This is a genomic window from Pseudoalteromonas luteoviolacea, from assembly GCF_000814765.1.
Lineage (GTDB): Bacteria > Pseudomonadota > Gammaproteobacteria > Enterobacterales > Alteromonadaceae > Pseudoalteromonas > Pseudoalteromonas luteoviolacea_H.
This window is the reverse complement of sequence record NZ_JWIC01000006.1, coordinates 511218-528746: the sequence shown is the minus strand read 5'-3', so window position 1 is coordinate 528746 and position 17529 is coordinate 511218. Positions and strand designations below refer to the sequence as shown.

Annotated in this window: 17 protein-coding genes; 5 read left to right on the top strand and 12 right to left on the bottom strand. The window is 40.5% G+C overall.

Annotated elements, in window-relative coordinates; genetic code table 11:
- The first annotated feature begins 332 nt into the window (after positions 1-332).
- Positions 333-782 (top strand): azurin, encoded by a 450-nt coding sequence (gene azu, locus JF50_RS13790; RefSeq protein ID WP_039610008.1) that lies wholly within the window; start codon positions 333-335, stop codon positions 780-782.
- Between the two features lie 318 nt (positions 783-1100).
- On the top strand, positions 1101-3047 hold the full coding sequence (locus tag JF50_RS13785; RefSeq protein WP_039610007.1) for a S41 family peptidase: 1947 nt from the start codon (positions 1101-1103) through the stop codon (positions 3045-3047).
- Positions 3048-3141: 94 nt separating this feature from the next.
- Here the strand turns inward: JF50_RS13785 and JF50_RS13780 are convergent, their stop codons facing one another.
- From JF50_RS13780 to JF50_RS13760, 5 genes are all read right to left on the bottom strand, one after another.
- Complete coding sequence (locus JF50_RS13780) at positions 3142-3510, bottom strand: hypothetical protein (RefSeq protein WP_039610006.1); 369 nt, start codon at positions 3508-3510, stop codon at positions 3142-3144.
- Positions 3511-3926: 416 nt separating this feature from the next.
- The gene (locus JF50_RS13775; RefSeq protein WP_039610005.1) at positions 3927-4220 is read right to left on the bottom strand and encodes a hypothetical protein; all 294 of its coding nucleotides are present in this window, start codon (positions 4218-4220) and stop codon (positions 3927-3929) included.
- A gap of 539 nt (positions 4221-4759) precedes the next feature.
- Entirely contained in the window at positions 4760-5188 is a 429-nt protein-coding gene (locus tag JF50_RS13770; RefSeq protein WP_039610004.1) for an acyl-CoA thioesterase, read from the bottom strand.
- Positions 5188-6006 carry a M23 family metallopeptidase gene (locus JF50_RS13765; RefSeq protein WP_039610003.1) on the bottom strand — a complete coding sequence of 273 codons (819 nt, stop codon included), beginning with the start codon at positions 6004-6006 and terminating at the stop codon, positions 5188-5190. Before JF50_RS13765 ends, JF50_RS13770 begins: the two co-directional genes overlap by 1 nt.
- Positions 5999-6853 carry a 6-carboxytetrahydropterin synthase gene (locus tag JF50_RS13760; protein WP_039610002.1) on the bottom strand — a complete coding sequence of 285 codons (855 nt, stop codon included), beginning with the start codon at positions 6851-6853 and terminating at the stop codon, positions 5999-6001. Before JF50_RS13760 ends, JF50_RS13765 begins: the two co-directional genes overlap by 8 nt.
- Positions 6854-7044: 191 nt before the next feature.
- On the opposite strand from JF50_RS13760, the gene fabA reads away from it, so the two are divergent.
- Positions 7045-7560, top strand: coding sequence for a bifunctional 3-hydroxydecanoyl-ACP dehydratase/trans-2-decenoyl-ACP isomerase (gene fabA / locus JF50_RS13755; RefSeq protein WP_036975796.1), 516 nt, complete (start codon positions 7045-7047; stop codon positions 7558-7560).
- A 71-nt stretch (positions 7561-7631) separates the two neighbouring features.
- Here fabA and rmf read toward each other — a convergent pair whose 3' ends face one another.
- The 7 genes from rmf to lrp all read right to left on the bottom strand — a co-directional run bounded on the left by rmf (position 7632) and on the right by lrp (position 15187).
- Positions 7632-7802, bottom strand: a complete 171-nt coding sequence (rmf, locus tag JF50_RS13750; protein WP_023398857.1) for a ribosome modulation factor — start codon at positions 7800-7802, stop codon at positions 7632-7634.
- Positions 7803-8330: 528 nt separating this feature from the next.
- Complete coding sequence (gene serS, locus JF50_RS13745) at positions 8331-9620, bottom strand: serine--tRNA ligase (protein WP_039610001.1); 1290 nt, start codon at positions 9618-9620, stop codon at positions 8331-8333.
- A gap of 10 nt (positions 9621-9630) precedes the next feature.
- Entirely contained in the window at positions 9631-10011 is a 381-nt protein-coding gene (gene crcB, locus JF50_RS13740) for a fluoride efflux transporter CrcB (RefSeq protein ID WP_039610184.1), read from the bottom strand.
- Positions 10012-10017: 6 nt separating this feature from the next.
- Positions 10018-11373, bottom strand: coding sequence for a replication-associated recombination protein A (locus JF50_RS13735; RefSeq protein WP_039610000.1), 1356 nt, complete (start codon positions 11371-11373; stop codon positions 10018-10020).
- On the bottom strand, positions 11366-11995 hold the full coding sequence (gene lolA, locus JF50_RS13730; protein ID WP_039609999.1) for an outer membrane lipoprotein chaperone LolA: 630 nt from the start codon (positions 11993-11995) through the stop codon (positions 11366-11368). Before lolA ends, JF50_RS13735 begins: the two co-directional genes overlap by 8 nt.
- Before the next feature lies 1 nt (position 11996).
- Positions 11997-14639: a DNA translocase FtsK 4TM domain-containing protein gene (locus JF50_RS13725; protein WP_039609998.1), complete on the bottom strand. Its 2643-nt coding sequence runs from the start codon at positions 14637-14639 to the stop codon at positions 11997-11999.
- A 68-nt stretch (positions 14640-14707) separates the two neighbouring features.
- Entirely contained in the window at positions 14708-15187 is a 480-nt protein-coding gene (gene lrp / locus JF50_RS13720; RefSeq protein WP_039609997.1) for a leucine-responsive transcriptional regulator Lrp, read from the bottom strand.
- A gap of 137 nt (positions 15188-15324) precedes the next feature.
- Between lrp and ald the strand changes: the two genes are divergently transcribed.
- Positions 15325-16446, top strand: coding sequence for an alanine dehydrogenase (ald, locus tag JF50_RS13715; protein ID WP_039609996.1), 1122 nt, complete (start codon positions 15325-15327; stop codon positions 16444-16446).
- 152 nt (positions 16447-16598) lie between these two features.
- Positions 16599-17441 (top strand): HDOD domain-containing protein, encoded by an 843-nt coding sequence (locus tag JF50_RS13710; RefSeq protein ID WP_039609995.1) that lies wholly within the window; start codon positions 16599-16601, stop codon positions 17439-17441.
- Positions 17442-17529 lie beyond the last annotated feature (88 nt).

Below are 17529 nucleotides of genomic sequence, written 5' to 3'. Positions count from 1 at the left end.
ATTGACCAATTATTGAACTTTAAAAACTAAATGAAGCTTAAAAAAAGTCGTGAGCATTTAATACAAACAGAAAAGTTAAAAAAAAATAACAATGGTGGAGGTATTTTTTTAAACAACACGCATCATTGTGTTACACCCTTGATTAAAGCGCTTAGGTCAAACACGCCTGCACAGTAGGCGATTAGCACTCGGTTAAAACAATTAATTAAAAGAAATCTTCACTCTATAAATAACCAAGATCAAACTAAATATAAGTAATTTATACAATTAGGATTTACTCATCATACACTTTCTAAGATAATGAGAATAATTTCCATTAAGGAGTAACATCAATGAAAATCATTAAAAAACTAGCCGTTGCCGCGCTCTGTATTTCAGCTTTCCAAGCTTCAGCCAACGACTGCGAACTAACAATCGAATCGAACGATATGATGCAATTTTCTGCTAAATCATTGTCCGTGCCAGAAAAATGTGAAGAAGTTAAATTAACGCTGGTACATACCGGTAAATTGCCTGCAACTGTGATGGGCCATAACTGGGTATTAACAGAGAAGAAAAACGTAAAAGCGGTTGCTTCTGACGGCATGAGAGCTGGCGTTAAAAATAGCTATGTAAAACCTGATGACGCTAGAGTGTTTGCATACACACCAGTAATTGGTGGTGGTGAATCAACATCAATTACTTTTTCAACTAAGGGGATGAGCAAGAATAAAGACTATAACTTTTTTTGTTCTTTCCCGGGTCACTTCGCTATTATGAAAGGTACATTTAAAATCGTATAACTTTTGAGCCAGCACGAACAAATTTCGTGCTGGCCAATATCACTTATATCTCTTTATTACTGTCACAGCCTCGGCTTTAAACAATAACTCTATAGACAAATTAATCACGTCTAGTGCGAAATGCATCATAGCTCCATATACTCAGCAGCAAACTTCTCATCATTAACATATTCAAGTTGTGATTTTCATAAAGCCAGTTTAAAAGCACTTAAAACCTTCACTACCTAATAAAAAACATTTAAAAAAACAACCAAGTGTTATTTATTTGATAAAACTACGTTTGGCATATGTGACTAAAAATAAATTAAGGATATTTTAATGAAAAGGTCAATTTTGGCTAGTACACTCGCCCTCGTTCTGAGTTCTTCAGTATTTGCAAACAACTATGCACTTCTATCTGAAGTAAGAGATCAAATCAAATCTCCTGAATATACACAACAAGAGAAACAACTTGTTGTTGAGCAAGCAAGGATCTTCTTGGAAGACCTTTATGTACATCAGTATGCCAAAGATATTTACTATGGTATTTCTCCAACAGGACACTTAAATGCAGTCTCTGAGATTTATAAAGTCATTGACGAGCTTGATACTTTAGATACAGACCAATTACATGCTCGCCTTACAAAAATATTTAAAGCACAACGTGATTTACATCTAGTCTACCTTCATCCACAACCAGTGCGAAGCTATGCCTCATACTTGCCTTTTGAATTTGACAAAACACTAGATGTCTTCGGTCACTCTGAAGTACGTGTCTCTAATTTATTCGAAAGCCTGCTTCCTTATGTCACAGACAGCAGGTTACCTGAAGTTGGCGACAAAGTTATTTCTTATAATGGAGAACCAATTCACAAGGTTGTAGAAGATAACTTATATGTAGGTTATGGCTCTAACGAAGACGCTGGCTTCATCAGAGCGCTGACCACGATCACCCGTAAAGGCCATGCAGTTTCTCTTGTGCCAGAACGTAACGATGTAACTATCGAGTTCTTATCTCATGTAACTGGTGAGACATATACCACCACTATTCCGTGGGTGACCAGATTACCAGCAGCAGCTACGAACAGCACAGGCAATGCAAATGCAAATGTTGCACACTTACTTGAAGAAAGCACTAATATAGAAGCCGCCCAACATCAACTCATTAAATCAGAATTGGATACTGACTCAGGCTCTCCTTTCGTAACGAATCCAACTGCAGATCCACAATTATCTTGGGCAATCCGTGAAGTAGATGGGCAACAAGTGGGCTATATCAAATTAGCTCGTTTTAGAGTTGTCAATGAAATAGACGATGCGCTAAAACAACTCAGTGAACTTTTGACCGATGAATTAGCCCAAACCGATGCATTAGTATTCGATGTAAGAAATAACCCTGGTGGTCTTATCACGTATGCAGACCGACTAGTCCAATTATTCTCTGCTAAGCCTGCCGTACCGACACAATTGAAGTTTCTCAATACCCAGCTTAACTACGATATTTTGCACAAAACTGTTTTTAGTTCATTCGGCCCACAATGGCAAAAAGTGCTTGCAGATGTGAATGGAACGAATGCACGTTACACCGATACAACCAGCTACATTACGATTGCTCAAAACAATGAGTTCGGACAGTCATATTACAAACCTGTAGGCATATGGTCAGACGCAAGAACTTACTCTTCAGGCGATGTATTCACATGTTCAATACAAGATAATGGTGTTGCAAAAGTATATGGCGAGCACAAACGAACCGGTGCTGGCGGTGCAAACGTACTAAGGCACTCTGTGTTTAATCGATATATTGGTGCTCCTTATTTTGAAGCTTTACCATATGATCAAGAAATGACAGTTTCATGGAGACAAATGGTTCGTCATGGTCACAATAAAAATGCCATTATCGAAGATTTCGGTTGTGTTGCAGACCAGCATGTCCCGCAAACACTAGAGAGCATTAAAGACAGCAGCTTAGGTAACTTCGAAACCATTGCAAGAGACTTACTAAGTGAAGCGCCTAACACCTCTACAGTTCGTTTTTTACAATCGAGAGAAACTGATTTAAACACGTCAGGCAGAACATTAGAGATCGAAGTGACCAATACCGAGCTCGTTGAAATTTACTTAAACGATGTCAAAGTGGATGTTGTAAATATCGGCGCGTATGGCGAAGCAAGTAAAACCATCGAATATACAATCCCAGCATCGGCTATCGAAGGTAAAGTAAGATTTATCGGTTTAGATGGGGGTAAGACTCCATTGTGGAATGGGATCCGTTATTTCTACTAATTAACTAAAGTGAGGTATGAGCCTTACATACTGAATCACTGAAAAATCGAATTTAGATCTCAGCTTCTATCTAGCTCAGGAAGTTGAGATCTAATTAATGCTTGGCCACGATAAAGCTGATAGAAGCTATCACTAAAAATACTCCCCAATAGATCAACTTATGGTCCTTAGAACAAGAGCATAGCCAACCGCTGAAAGAAAATACGCTCAAAGTCACAAACAATGTTATTTCTTTTGACGGATTTTCAAATGCTGTGAACATAAATATAATCGCCGCAAAACCAAACCAACACGCCGTCGAAAAGTGCCACATATTAGTCAGCACAGTTTTCGTACAAACCCGTCCAAACAAACGCTTTGGCTCTAGGCGTCTCAACGCCTTTTCACTCAGTATCAGCTTATAGCCAATCCAGTGGTGTAAAGTACCAATGATTAAAATTAAAAAGAATACAGAACTAGGCATACACTACAACCCAAAACACCTACTTACGCCTTTGCCTGCATATGGAAACTACGTGGACATTTATTTCAAAAAAAGAAATTATATACTGAACGTAAGAAAATTACTGCACATTTTGGAACATTCCAAGAGTTGTTAGGACTAGATAAGATAAAAATGTTCTTGGTTATTGAATATTTTTCACTTAAGTATGTTGACTCATCATCCTGATTTTAATAACACACTGCTTATCTAAGTAGTTAGTAATACGAACTAATTGACGAACCACATTCTCGCTTATTGACACATCATGACGGTGATACTAAGTTGCTGCGCTTTTGGTAAAATCAAATAACACGACTAGATCCAATCCTTCCAATTTTACAAGACCTATCATAGTATCTAGTCGTTGATAAATTATAGTAATCAAGCTTAGAGGACTAGCCTAGATCTCGCATTAGTATCTCGTACTCTTCATTGGCATCAGAAATAAGGTGAGATAATTCTCTGGCATCCCGCTCCTTTAAAACTACTTGCCAGCTTGTTGAGCCCTCAATACCAGTAATAACAATGTCCGCACCGGTATGTTCGTACTTTATATTATCGAATTGGGTTGAATGGTGCTCATGCAGCTCAACAATATCAACGTCAAGCTGACCTGTCGGAAAGACCTCAATATGGGCGTGTAAACCTTTTTCCCCTGACAAGCAATATTCTCTATGTATCGTAATCATGACAAGCTCCTTACTGTTATATTAAAGCCAACAACAAGTGTAGATCACGATGAGCAGATAAGTGCATTCATTGAAAATGAAAATATGAGATGCTATTGCAAATATCAGAATTAATATGAAAAATCCACACATTAAGTTTTTGTGACGTGTGCTGGATATCATTTGAACTTACTTACAATGTTCAATTAACAAGGTTTTTTAAATTCAATTAATAAATAACCAAACTAAAAGAACCGTACAAAATGTATGACATTTAATATGTTAAGGCAAATATCCACAAGACACTTCTAAAGCACTACCCATTAATAAAACTCATATAAGGTATTTCTACCTGTAATAATCATATTTAACAATACCTTATCCTATGTGACTGTCTCGAGACATCCCCTTGGCTAGGTGTTAAAACCAAAATGAAAAAAAAGCGTATATTTGTTTCGATTACTGTCTACAACAGAAATGATTAAATTGGAGAGAGTGGTTAAGCTTTCAGCGGAGGAAAGTAAAAATAGTAGGGGAAACCCCCTACTCATAAATTTTATTTAGAAGCCATTAAGCATCTTATCACAGACAACCGGCGTTGGTCTGTGGTTGTCATCAACGGCAACAAATGTAAAGTTACCCGAAATAGCCAAGTGCTTATCATCTTTATGCATTGTCTCTAAGAAGATTTGTACTTCTACTTTTAAGCTTGTATTACCAACATGCACAACCTTGGCAACCAACTCAGCAAAAGTACCAGCTGGGATCGCTTCTTTAAAATCCACACGATCAGACGAAATTGTTACCAGTGGCTTGCGACAAAAACGCGTTGCCGCAATGAATGCAACTTCATCCATCCAAGCTAACGCATCACCACCGAATAAAGTATTGTGGTGATTCGTTCTGCCAGGGAAAACTGTTTTAGTTACTGAAGTTGTTGATTCTTCAATACGCTTCGCGATGGTTGCGTCTTTATGTTGTTCTGTCATTATTTACTGCTTTTGTTTGCTAGTTTATCAATCATAAGTAATTCAGGGTCAAGCCTTTCACCAAACCAATTGAAACGCCAATCTAAATGCGGCCCTGTTACTCTACCAGTTGCCCCAATATCACCGATTACATCACCGGTTGAAACCATATCCCCGACTTTGACATGCAACTTACTCATATGGATGTATGTCGAGGTTATTCCATATCCGTGGTCTAAAATAAGCGTACCACCACTGTAATACAAGTCACTCTCAGCTAGGACGACTTTACCTGATAACGGTGCCCAAATAGGTGTTCCGGTTTTATTTGCAATATCTAAACCGAAGTGCGGCCGTCTAGGCTCACCGTTGAAGTATCTTTGGCTACCATAAACCCCAGAAATTCGACCTTTTGCAGGCCGATAAACCGGCATATCAAAAAACTCTAATTTGCTGCTTTTCGCTCTCGCAGCGCCAACTTTCGCCGAATCATCACGAATGCGTTGGAGTACTTCTTTGGGCGGCGATACATACTTTTTAGCAACGCCAGTGATACGGTCAATGTCGTAGTCTCGACTCGTAATTAAAAAGCTTTTGGTATGTCTTTTGTCGTTTTTATCTATCCAAGTGAGCGTGTGTTCAGACTTTGCATCACGACCAAACCCAAACACAAACTGACCATCAGGAGTGATGTCTAGCTTTTTACCATTAAAAGAAACAGATTTTATTCCCTCAAGTTGGCCTGTTATCATACCACCTTGAGTTAAGTGTCCTTTCAACTCAATTGCTTGCGCACTCAATGCAAAACATGCACTCAGCGCTAGCAGCAGTTTATGCATACGCAATTGCTCCTTTACCTACCCCTTCGTAAGCTCTTACTTTAACTTCTTTGTCTGGGTTTTCTTTTTTAATTTCATTCGCTAGATATTCTGCGATGCACTCAACCGTCGTATCACAAGGCAAAATATCGCAACGGGCTTGGCTAATACACATTTCAAAGTAGCCTTGAGAGGACTCATAAGCAAATGAATAGTCACCATCTTTTGCTGAGATGTACTTTAACTGAGCATGCTCAATTAAGTCTTCTTGTGTACCAAGATAAATATCTTCCCACTTCTGAGACCACTCTTTTTGCATTCTCGGCATACTCACGCCATCGAAAAAGATACCAATTAATGAGCGGTGACCATGGATGATACGTTGGCAATTACCGTCATGCTTTTTTAAGCCATGGCTGTAATGATAATAAAAGCTGCTCGTCTCTTCTGCACGCAACGTAATGTCGATGTCTTTCACATTCTCAGGCATCTTAGGTAGAATTTGCTGCTTCAAAAAGGCAATGACAGACTCTTCGTCAATTTTATCACCTTCGACGATACAAACTGCTTCATCTGGTGCACTCATTGCTAAATGATGTCCATTGAATTCGTAGTCAAAAGACGTTCGGCCATCATCGCTGTTAAGCTGACAATTTAGCGCTGAAGGAATGGCCAATTTATGATCTATTGTATTATCAATAATCGCTTTGATTTGTTTTTTTACTTTTGCAAAGTCTAAAACCATGGATTCTTCGTTCAGTTGACCATGAAGTGTCATATCAACAATCCAACTTTCTCCAACAGCTCCGCGTTTAGCACACAAGTAAGAAAAGTCTATTACCGTCAAGGCATCTACAAAAAGGATCATAAATTTCCATTAAATTACTAACAAACAAACTAATTATAAAGTTTTTTCAATTAAAAATCGCGTAATTCATAAAGAGAATTGATTTTAATCTTTCTGACGTATTGTTGAGATAAAAATTTAACTGTTCAGAGTTGTTTAGCGTACAACTGTACGCTAGAGTACCCGCAATTAAAAAATGAAGATTGAATACTATGGAACCTAAAAATAGCTATACAAAAGAAGAACTAATCCTTTGTGCTGAAGGCAAAATGTTTGGTGAAAACAACTGTCGCCTACCAATCGACAACATGTTGATGATGGATCGCATCGTTGAAATCAACGACAATGGCGGCGAATATGGCAAAGGTCAAATCATTGCTGAGTTAGACATCAACCCAGATCTTTGGTTCTTCGACTGTCATTTCAGAGGCGACCCAGTAATGCCTGGTTGTCTTGGCTTAGACGCAATGTGGCAGATTGTTGGCTTTTTCTTAGGCTGGTCTGGTGGTCCAGGTCTTGGTCGTGCGTTAGGTGTAGGTGAAGTTAAATTCACAGGTCAGATTTTACCGACGGCTAAAAAAGTAACTTATCGCGTAGACATGAAGCGTGTTATCAAACGTAAGCTGTTCATGGGTCTTGCAGACGGTGTGGTAGAAGTTGACGGCCGTGTTATTTATGAAGCAAAAGATCTTAAAGTAGGCCTTTTCCAAGATACCAGCGCATTTTAAGCTGCTATTTAGACACAAATAAGCCCCTTTCGGGGCTTTATTCTTTCAAATTCGTTTCTATTAATTCTATTTTATGTTTTAAACATGTTGCGATTGTCTATGGCCTCTCGCCAGCCACCTAACCATTCTGATCTGTGCTCAATTTGCTGATATGGACATAAATCTTTAGACCGCCCTGCTAAACCTGCTTTAAATCCCTGTGAGTGTGCTCTTTCTAAACGGTCTCTTTTCTGTCTCTTCATAGGTAAATTCCTCACCTTCAAATTTTTTGATTGCTTCGTCTTACCGACATCCACATTTAATAAATAGTTAACGCAACTGTAATTTGCAAACTCATTTTCGCATGTCATTCAAAAGCACCAACAACCTCTTTTAATTTGGAGAAAATAAAATGAGCTGCGACGCTGAGCGAGCAAAACGTACTTAACTATTTTGGATAGAATCAAATATAATTTTTGCAATAATGGTAACAATAAGACTCCAGCTCGCTTTTCAAACAAAGCGTGCAAGACTTACTCAGAAGGAATGGCCAAACCTCAATGACCAATTAATCATAGTTTGAAAGCACATGCAACATAGAATAGATAAGAACTTTTTTTGGAAATTTTCATTTGCATAAAAAAATCACAAAAAGAAATTTTAAAAGATTTTTAATTTACCTTTAAAACATAATGGAATTAAATTTACTAAAAGTACAGTAAAAAAACATTCATTATTTTGTCATAAAAAAGGCCGCTAGATAGCGGCCTGATATCAATCACTTGGCTCGATTACTTAAGAACCTCTAAGCCGCCCATATATGGCTTAAGCACCTCTGGTACGATAATAGAACCATCTTCTTGTTGATAATTTTCTAATACTGCAACAAGTGTACGGCCAACAGCCAGACCAGAACCATTCAATGTATGAAGTAGCTCAGGTTTTTTCTCGCCTGCGCGACGGAAACGCGCCTGCATACGGCGTGCTTGGAAGTCTTGCATGTTAGAACAAGAAGAAATCTCACGATACGTGTTTTGAGCTGGAAGCCATACTTCTAGGTCATATGTTTTCGCAGCGCCGAAGCCCATATCACCAGTACATAGCACAACCTTTCTGTAAGGCAGCTCTAATGCTTGAAGAATACCCTCAGCGCTGCCAGTAAGCTCCTCAAGTGCCGCCATCGAATCTTCTGGCTTCACTAGTTGAACTAATTCTACTTTGTCAAACTGGTGCTGACGGATAAGGCCGCGCGTATCACGACCATAACTGCCCGCTTCACTGCGGAAACAAGGTGTATGTGCTGTCATCTTGATAGGCAGCTCTTTCTCATCGAAAATTTCATCGCGAGCACAGTTTGTTAAAGGCACTTCAGCTGTAGGAATTAAGCTGTATCCAGCTTGATCTTCTTCAAGTACTTCAGTGTGGAATAAATCCGCTGCAAATTTAGGTAACTGGCCAGTGCCGTATAAGCTTGCTTTGTTCACTAAGTACGGCACATACATTTCTGTGTAGCCATTTTTGTCAGTGTGAGTATCCAGCATAAACTGTACTAGTGCACGGTGCATTCGGGCTACACCGCCACGCATAACAGTAAAGCGCGAACCACTGAGCTTAACACCAGTCTCAAAATCAAGGCCCTTATCTAGCGCTTCACCTAAATCAACATGATCTTTTACTTCAAAGTCATATTGCTTTGGCTCACCCCATTTAGACACTTCAACATTATCATCTTCATCAGCGCCTTCAGGCACATCTTCAGCAGGCAAGTTTGGTAGTGTGGATGCAAGGTCTTGCAATTGAGCTAGAATTTTATCTTGTTCAGCTTTAGCCGCTGATAATTGGTCTCCAAGGTTAGCCACTGCGTCTAACAATGGCTGAGCATCTTCACCCTTTGCTTTAGCTTGACCAATCGCTTTAGAGCGACTGTTACGCTCGCTTTGTAGTTCTTGTGTTTTTGTTTGTAACGTTTTACGCTGCTCTTCAAGCGCATTAACTGCATCAACATCTAGCTCAAAGCCACGCTTCTTTAAACGCGCAGCAGCTTCTTCGATGTCCTGTCTTAAATACTTTGGATCTAACATGTTTGTTCTTTTAACCTTTTTGCATGACTAAGCAAAGACCTATCCAGGCCATAAATATACATACGACGACATTCAACGCTATATTCAGTGCCACCTTCACAAACTGACCTTGTTGTAACAACAAAAGACTGTCCATGGAAAATGTTGAAAATGTCGTCAAAGCACCTAAAAAGCCGACCCCTATCAACGCTTTGGCAGGAGAAACTGCAATTATTTGCTTTTCGATTAATCCGTAAAGAATGCCCATCAACAATGAACCAAGAATATTAACGGTCAATGTACCAAAAGGGAATCCCTTACCCATGAGTTTTAACACAATATCGCTAATAAAAAACCGTAAGCAAGCACCAAATGCGCCACCAATGGCAATCATGAGATAAGTTTTGAGCACTTCCATTTACGTTTTCCCTGATTTTTTAGCATACCTTTGTTGAGCACTTGTACTATCAAGACTTTTTAAGTAATTAAGTTTTTCTTTGATTTGCTTTTCTAATCCGCGATCCGTTGGAAAATAATACTGTCTATCTGCCACCGCTTCTGGAAAATAATTTTCACCCGCAGCATAAGCACCCGACTCATCATGTGCATAACGGTATTCTGCCCCAAAGCCCATTTCTTTCATCAATTGCGTCGGTGCATTACGCAAATGTTCAGGAACCGGTAAATCACCATCCGTTGCTGCATCTCGTTTCGCTTGCTTAAACGCAGTGTATACCGCATTGCTCTTGGCTGCACTGGCCATATAAATAGTCGCTTGTGCAATCGCACGCTCGCCCTCAGCTGGTCCTACCCTATGAAAGATATCCCATGCGTTAAGCGCAACCTGAAGTGCTCTAGGATCTGCATTGCCGATGTCTTCACTGGCAATGGCAAGTAAGCGTCTTGCCACATACAGAGGGTCGCCTCCGCCCGCTAGTATGCGACAGTACCAATAAAGTGCAGCATCGGGGCTGCTACCACGTACTGACTTATGAAAAGCAGAAATCAAATCATAGTAAATATCGCCGCCTTTATCGTACTTGGCTAAGTGAGTTGGTAAAATTTGTGAAAGCACATCACTGTCAATCTGGATGCCGTTGCCAGAGCGATGGCCAAGATCAACAGATTGCTCTAATAAGTTGAGTGCTTTTCTAGCATCTCCATCTGCTGCTTGAGCGATTGCACTTAATGCGTCTTGTTCGATATGAATTGTTATCTGACTGAGTTGCTCATCATTTTCAATGGCGTTTTGCAATGTAAAAAGTAACTCATCCTGCGTTAATGGTTTTAAAGTATAAACGCGGGCACGAGACAACACAGCATTATTCAGGGCAAATGAAGGGTTTTCAGTCGTTGCACCAATAAAAACAAATGTGCCATCTTCGATGTGGGGTAAAAAAGCATCTTGTTGAGATTTATTAAAACGATGTACTTCATCAACAAAAAGTAAAGTACGTCTACCTGATTGCGACAACCGGCTTTTTGCTTCTAACACAGCTTCGCGAATTTCCTTCACGCCTGATGTTACGGCAGATAGTTTCTCAAGCTCTGCATCAGCATGATTTGCAATGATCTCGGCTAATGTCGTTTTTCCAACCCCCGGCGGGCCCCACAAAATCAAACTATGGCATCTACCTTGTTCAATCGCCCGGTAAAGTACGGAGCCCTTATCAATAATATGGGTTTGTCCAATATAGCCCTGTAACGACTTTGGCCGCATTCTAGCGGCCAAAGGTCTAACATCTGGGGCAAAATCAAAACCGAGATTACTCACCTGTTGTTTGGTCGTCTATGACCACTCCGTGTGGAATCTTAAAAGTAAAAGACTTATCGTCTAGCTCAATATTGGTTTTCGCATCAACAAATTTAAAAGTTGAAGTTTGGCCTGATGCATCTTTAATACTCAAAGAATCAATAGCTAGACCAGCACGCTCAAACACAATATCCAGCTGTTCAACTTGCGATTCGACATCTGGTTTTGGCGATACGCGATAACCGACGGTTGTTTTGCTCACTTCATATTTTGCCCATTGAGACTTATCTTGCGTAGTCAGTAAAACAAATGGCGTCGTGTCTATTAAACCTGCCGTATTCATCACGGTGACTTGTTCAGCAAAGCTATCGAAGTAAAACGTTTTATCGCCATCAGATACCAGCAATGTTTCATCTGGTTCGAGCTGTTGCCATCTAATTTTTGAAGGATATTTCAGCGCAATATTGCCTGTACCATCTTGTAGTAGCGTACCTTCTTCATCTTTTACTTGTTGGGTAAAACGTGCTTCAAATGTATTTAAAGATTTTAACTTCGCTTTTAAAGAGTCAGCTTCACTTGCAAAGCTTTGTGATATAAAACCACACGATAAACCTAGTACTAAGGCTAATGTCTTACACTTCATTTTAATTTGCTCCACCTTTCGGTACTAATACTTCTCGCGCACCATTGTGACCTGGTGCGCTCACTACCCCTGACATTTCCATCTGCTCAACTAAACGTGCTGCTCGGTTATAACCCACTCTTAATTTACGTTGCACGCTTGAAACAGACACCTTACCAGTCTCAATAACAAACCCTACCGCTTCATCATACAGCGGATCAGACTCATCATCAGCACCTTCAGGTTGCTCCCCAGGTAACAAAATTTCTTCAGTCGCTTCGCCACAAAGAATGTCTTCAATATAATTTGGCTTGCCGCGCGCTTTCCAGTCATTTACAACAGCGTGTACTTCATGGTCATCAACAAAAGCGCCGTGAACACGAATTGGGACGCTTGTGCCTGGCGGTAAATACAGCATATCACCCATACCTAACAGATTTTCTGCACCTTGCTGATCGAGAATGGTGCGCGAGTCAATTTTACTTGAAACTTGGAACGCCATTCTTGTCGGGATATTGGCCTTGATCAGGCCTGTTATCACATCAACCGATGGTCTTTGTGTTGCCAACACAAGATGAATACCTGCTGCACGCGCTTTTTGTGCAATACGAGCAATAAGCTCCTCAACTTTTTTACCGACAATCATCATCATGTCTGCAAACTCGTCGATTACTACCACAATACTCGGTAGTTTATCTAGCTCCTCAGGTCCATCAGCCATACCATCTGTATCTTTAAATAACGGATCTAAAATCGGATGTCCCGCCTCTTTAGCCTCTGTTACTTTCTGGTTGTAACCCTTTAAGTTCCTAACACCTAAAGCAGACATTAACTTATAACGACGTTCCATCTCGCCGACACACCATCGAAGTGCATTGGCCGCTTCTTTCATGTCCGTCACCACTTCACACAACAAGTGCGGAATACCTTCGTATACCGATAGTTCCAACATTTTTGGGTCTATCATGATCATACGAACATCTTCTGGCGGTGACTTATAAAGTAAGCTTAATATCATAACATTAACGCCAACTGACTTACCCGAGCCAGTTGTACCTGCTACGAGTAAATGGGGCATTTTTGCGAGATCGGCTACAACGGGTTCGCCTGCAATGTCCTTACCAAGCACCATAGTCAGTGGTGAAGCATTTTGCTCAAATTTAGGCGCATTAATCACTTCTGACAGCCTAACTATCTCCCGGTTTTTATTCGGTAATTCCAATCCAACATAGGTTTTCCCCGGAATAACCTCAACCACTCGCACACTCACTGCAGATAACGATCTAGCCAAATCTTTTGCTAAAGCAGTTATCTTGGCTACTTTGATACCTGGTGCAAGATCCAACTCAAAACGCGTAACAACAGGTCCTGGATATACCCCCACCACAGCAGCTTGAATGTTAAAGTCTAATAATTTCGCTTCAACAAGGCGAGAAACTGAATCTAACTCTTCTTTGGTGATAGGATTCTTCGCCTTGTCAGGTCTATCTAGCAGATCGAGAGAAGGTAACGGAGCTGTTGGCGGCTGCGCTTCTAACAATGCTTCAAACTGCTCCTTAGCAGATGGCGGTGGCTGATAAGTTGGTTTCTGCTCAGCTTCTTGAGTAGGCTTTTTAATGGGTCTTGCAGGTGATACCACCTTGGTAACTGGCTCGTCTTTTACTGCTGCATCATCTAAGGCATTTAACGCTGCAACCGTATCGAGCGATTCATCGTCAATCGCAGAGAAATTGATTTCTTGCTCAAGGATGTGGTCTAGCTCATCAAAAACGTCTGCAGAAACTGCGTCATTAAAACTTTGCTTTTGTTCAAAAACAGGCTCTATAACTTTTGATTCAGCCTCAGATTTTGAATCTTTACGACTAACAGCAGAGAACAGTTTGTCTTTAAGTTTCAACGGCTTTTCAGTTTCTTGCGTATCAGGAACATCGCCTTTTGGACTCGCAACCTCACGCTCTTTTTGAGCGCGCTCATTTTCAACATTATCCTCAACGTGGTTACGTAATTGAGGTTCAACCTCAGGCGCTATTTCTGTGTCTTCGGCAAGAACTTGCGCTGAAGTTGGCGTCACTTTAACGCCTTTAGTTGTGATTTTTTTAAATAAGAACTTTACCAGCTGAACAACTTTTTCGCCCAAGTAATCAACCGCCTCAACCCAAGAGACGCCTGTCAATAAAGTAATACCAGCGAAGAAAAAGCATAACAGTAAAATAGACGTGCCGGTGAAGTTAAACGCAGGCATCATAGCGCTTGCAACAACGTGCCCAACAATCCCACCAGAGGAAAAAGTATAAATATCGTCAAAATTGATACTGCTTATAGCACTTGAAGAAGCAATAAACAGTGTCGCACCGATAATTCTCAATCCTAGGGTTGTGTAATCGAGCTGCAATATTTTATGTGGTTTCTTAAATATTAAGTAGCCAAATAGCTGCATGGCAGCCGGCACCAAAAATGCCAACCATCCAAACGTTACCAGCAATATATCAGCAACCCACGCCCCTGCGGCGCCGGTTATATTATTCACTTTGACGTACTCACCAGCCTGTGTCCATGCCGGATCGGCAGGATCAAAGGAAATTAAGGCACAGAGAGTAAAAATTGCCGCAGCCGTGCTGACAATCAGTCCCGTTTCTAGTAGGCGCTGAACACCATTTAAGCGCATTACATTCAACCTGTATTTATCTTTTATTGTAAACTTCTATTATAGGTTACACCATATCAAGAAATTCTTTAAGGTGCACAAGGTTTTATAATCTCACCCTCCTCCCCTTTCACCTCCTCCATGACCACATAGGTACGACTTTCATTGATATTCGGTAATTTAAGTAGAATTTCCCCTAAAACGCCTCGGTACTCGGACATGTCAGTTACACGTGTTTTTAATAAAAAATCGAAATTTCCAGATACTAGGTGGCATTCAATGATTTCATCATGCTGTTTTACTGCTTCATTGAAACGCTCAAATACATCTGGCGAGTTTTTATTTATGGTAACTTCAACAAACACCAATAGCCCTTGACCAAGCTTAACTGGGTCGACCACTGCTTTATACCCTTTTATGAACCCTTCTCGCTCAAGTTTTTTTACCCTTTCCAGACAAGGTGTTGCACTCAAGCCAATTCGTTTGGCTAATTCAACATTAGAAATTCTTCCGTCTTTTTGTAATTCGACTAAAATTTTTCTATCAGTTCTATCTAGCTGAGTATGCATGAAAAGTGTTTTATCCTATTTTTATAAAATTTAAAGTCAATTCATCTTTAAATTAACACAAAAAAGGTAGGACACACTAGCTTTGCATAATTATAATAGTCGAAAATGTTATCCGTTCTTATTTGAGGCGATTTATTATGATTATTGGTGTACCTAAAGAGATTAAAAACCACGAGTACCGTGTTGGTATGGTTCCAGCAAGTGTTCGTGAACTAATTAACCACGGCCACCAGGTTATTGTTGAAACAAATGCAGGTATCGGCATTGGTTTCACTGACGAAGATTATATCCAAGCGGGTGCTGAAATTTTACCGACAGCTGCAGACGTTTTCGCTAAAGCTGAAATGATTGTTAAGGTAAAAGAGCCACAAGCTGTTGAGCGTGCGATGTTACGTGAAGACCAAATTCTTTTCACTTACCTTCACCTAGCACCAGATCTTCCACAAACTGAAGATCTAATTAAGAGCGGCGCAATCTGTATTGCATACGAAACTGTCACTGACTCACGTGGTGGTCTTCCACTTCTAGCGCCAATGTCAGAAGTTGCTGGTCGTATGTCTATTCAAGCAGGTGCTCAGGCGCTTGAAAAGTCAAACCTAGGCCGCGGCATGTTACTTGGTGGCGTACCAGGTGTTGAGCCAGCTAAAGTGGTTGTTATCGGTGGCGGTATGGTTGGTCGTAACGCAGCGCAAATGGCTGTTGGTATGGGTGCTGACGTTACTATTCTTGACCGTAACATTGACGTACTACGTAGCCTTAACGCGCAGTTCGGTAGCCAAGCAAAAGTGATTTACTCGACTGTAGACGCTCTTGAAAAGCACGTTGTTGAAGCTGACCTTGTAATTGGTGGTGTACTAATCCCAGGTGCGGCTGCTCCTAAGCTAGTAACTGAAGCACACATCAAAGCGATGAAGCCTGGTGCTGCAATCGTTGACGTTGCAATCGACCAAGGTGGTTGTATCGCGACTTCAAAAGCGACTACACACGCAGAACCAACTTACATCGTTGATGACGTTGTTCACTACTGTGTTGCTAACATGCCAGGTGCGGTTCCTCGTACTTCAACGTTTGCACTTAATAATGCAACTCTGCCGTACATCATCAAGCTTGCAAACCTAGGCTACAAAGAAGCGCTTCTTTCTGATGAGCACTTCCTAAACGGTCTTAACGTTCTTAAGGGCCAAGTAACTTGTAAAGAAGTTGCTGAAGGTTTCAATATGGAATTTGTTGAGCCACGTTCAGCTGTTGAAAACGCTTAATCGCAAACAGCATTGAATATTTAAGGGCCCGTTTTTCGCGGGCCTTTTTGATTTTAAATCAATTGTTCTTATCCTTATCCCTGCTATTTTTCTCGTTTTTATAATTCTTGGCTATTCTTATCAATGTAAGATAATGCAGTGAGCGAGAAGTTATGGCCATATCTTTAACCCAACAAGAAAAACAGATTCTCAGGTCTATATCCATCCCGCCAAGACCTGAAGCACTTGTTCAGTTTTCACAAGAAACAAAATCTCCGGAACCAAACATCAACAAAATCACGCAAATTTTGCAAAGCGACGTTGCCATCAGTGCGGCAATACTGCAAGTCGTCAACTCAGCGGCTTTTCGCCGCAGTAAAGAAATTGAATCACTTGAACAAGCCATTATGATCCTTGGCCTGAAGCGTTTAATACCGCTTGTTAAAGCGGTTGCAGTTAAAGCAACAGTTGAAACACCTCCCGCTTTGGATAATTTTTGGCAAGATCAAAGTGACATTGCTCAGCTTTGCTCAACGCTATGCCTCAAGTTAAACAAACCCGGCTTATCAAACCACGCATACATGCTTGGGTTGTTCCACACAGTTGGGATCCCTCTATTGTGTGTGCACTTTGATGATTACACAGAAGTGATAAACGTTGCTAAAGCCGATGGCTGGAGCAAGGCAACTGAGTTTGAATTTGGTAAATATAATACCAGCCATGCCACCATAGGTGCACTCCTCGCGCAGCAATGGAAGCTCCCAAAGCCCATGATCAATGTCATCTACTATCAACATGATGCCAATGGCATATTCAGCTCAGGCGAATTAGATGGTGTTGCGCTAGAGCTACTTTCTATTTTGAAACTTGCCCGTCACGGCAATTTCCTCTTTAAAAATACCACCACAATAGAAAGCGATCATGAATGGCAAGCCATCAGCGATGAAGTGTTAGATTTTATAAATATGTCTGAAGAAGAGTTAGATGAGCTATATAGCGCTTTAGAATCAAATTAACGCATTATAGTTTGAAGTTTTGATGCTAATTTGTAAATAAAACCATTAAACTGCCGTAAATCATTGCAACTATTTCCTTATGATTTAC

Coding starts and splice junctions, on each gene's coding strand:
- JF50_RS13710 (WP_039609995.1), top strand. CDS start 16,599: ATGGCCATATCTTTAACCCAACAAGAAAAACAGATTCTCAGGTCTATA.
- JF50_RS13775 (WP_039610005.1), bottom strand. CDS start 4,220: ATGATTACGATACATAGAGAATATTGCTTGTCAGGGGAAAAAGGTTTA.
- JF50_RS13780 (WP_039610006.1), bottom strand. CDS start 3,510: ATGCCTAGTTCTGTATTCTTTTTAATTTTAATCATTGGTACTTTACAC.
- fabA (WP_036975796.1), top strand. CDS start 7,045: ATGGAACCTAAAAATAGCTATACAAAAGAAGAACTAATCCTTTGTGCT.
- ald (WP_039609996.1), top strand. CDS start 15,325: ATGATTATTGGTGTACCTAAAGAGATTAAAAACCACGAGTACCGTGTT.
- lolA (WP_039609999.1), bottom strand. CDS start 11,995: ATGAAGTGTAAGACATTAGCCTTAGTACTAGGTTTATCGTGTGGTTTT.
- azu (WP_039610008.1), top strand. CDS start 333: ATGAAAATCATTAAAAAACTAGCCGTTGCCGCGCTCTGTATTTCAGCT.
- JF50_RS13785 (WP_039610007.1), top strand. CDS start 1,101: ATGAAAAGGTCAATTTTGGCTAGTACACTCGCCCTCGTTCTGAGTTCT.
- JF50_RS13725 (WP_039609998.1), bottom strand. CDS start 14,639: ATGCGCTTAAATGGTGTTCAGCGCCTACTAGAAACGGGACTGATTGTC.
- JF50_RS13770 (WP_039610004.1), bottom strand. CDS start 5,188: ATGACAGAACAACATAAAGACGCAACCATCGCGAAGCGTATTGAAGAA.
- serS (WP_039610001.1), bottom strand. CDS start 9,620: ATGTTAGATCCAAAGTATTTAAGACAGGACATCGAAGAAGCTGCTGCG.
- rmf (WP_023398857.1), bottom strand. CDS start 7,802: ATGAAGAGACAGAAAAGAGACCGTTTAGAAAGAGCACACTCACAGGGA.
- lrp (WP_039609997.1), bottom strand. CDS start 15,187: ATGCATACTCAGCTAGATAGAACTGATAGAAAAATTTTAGTCGAATTA.
- JF50_RS13765 (WP_039610003.1), bottom strand. CDS start 6,006: ATGCATAAACTGCTGCTAGCGCTGAGTGCATGTTTTGCATTGAGTGCG.
- JF50_RS13760 (WP_039610002.1), bottom strand. CDS start 6,853: ATGATCCTTTTTGTAGATGCCTTGACGGTAATAGACTTTTCTTACTTG.